At 71.5% G+C, this 799-nt stretch carries 1 protein-coding gene; it reads right to left on the minus strand.

The genetic code is table 11. The annotated features are described in order from the left end of the window. Positions 1 to 202: 202 nt before the first annotated feature. Positions 203 to 634 carry a division/cell wall cluster transcriptional repressor MraZ gene (gene mraZ, locus LCD31_RS28775; protein WP_224963322.1) on the minus strand — a complete coding sequence of 144 codons (432 nt, stop codon included), beginning with the start codon at positions 632 to 634 and terminating at the stop codon, positions 203 to 205. Positions 635 to 799 lie beyond the last annotated feature (165 nt).

The following is a 799-nucleotide window of genomic DNA, read 5'->3' on the forward strand; positions in this document are numbered from 1 at the left end:
GGGCCGGTGCGCGCACCGGCCCGATCACCACCGCCGCGCTCCCGGAGCGCGGCGGCCACTGCTGTCCGTTGTGGACGACGTCCGTCCGTCGAGATCCACCGCGACCGGTGGCCCCAGGTCCCAGTCCGCTCCGGGTGTTCTGGCGCCGGGGAAGGTGCACCAGGACACGTGAGCGGACCGAGGCCTCACGCCACCGGGACGGTCAGAAGATCCCGGGCAGGACCTCCTCCCGGGCTTGCGCGTAGCTCTCCTCGTGCGCGTCGAGGTAGCTCTGCCAGCTCTCGGAGTTCCAGATCTCCAGCCGGTTGATCGCGCCGATGACCACGCATTCCTTCTCCAGGCCCGCGTACCGGCGCAGCTCTGCCGCGATCGGGATCCGCCCCTGCCCGTCCGGGCGCTGCTCGTCGGTGCCCGCGAACAGGTACCGCTGGTAGGCGCGGACGGACTCGTTGGTCAGCGGGGCCTCGGCGACCTTGCGGGCCATCTGCTCGAACTCGGCGCGCGGGAAGACGTACAGGCAGTGGTCCTGTCCTTTGGTGACCATCAGCCCCCCTGCCAGTGCGTCCCGGTACTTCGCCGGCAGCGTCAAACGCCCTTTGTCGTCGAGCTTGGGGTTGTGGGTGCCGAGGAACATCCCGGCCCACCCCCCCCTCCCGGCCCGCTCCGGGTCCGACGACTCCGTCCTGCCGGGAGACCGGCGCTGCCGACCACCCCGCACTCCCCGGAGCCGGGCGGAGCCCCCGTCTGCCCCACCGAGCGCCACAGTACCCCACTCCACTCCACCGTCAACCTGGAACAC

It is taken from the genome of Saccharopolyspora sp. 6M, assembly GCF_020176775.1.
GTDB classification, from domain to species: Bacteria; Actinomycetota; Actinomycetes; order Mycobacteriales; family Pseudonocardiaceae; genus Saccharopolyspora_C; species Saccharopolyspora_C gregorii.

What these genes read in the sequence shown, in the direction of transcription:
- mraZ (WP_224963322.1), bottom strand. Translation starts at nt 634, where the DNA reads ATGTTCCTCGGCACCCACAACCCCAAGCTCGACGACAAAGGGCGTTTG.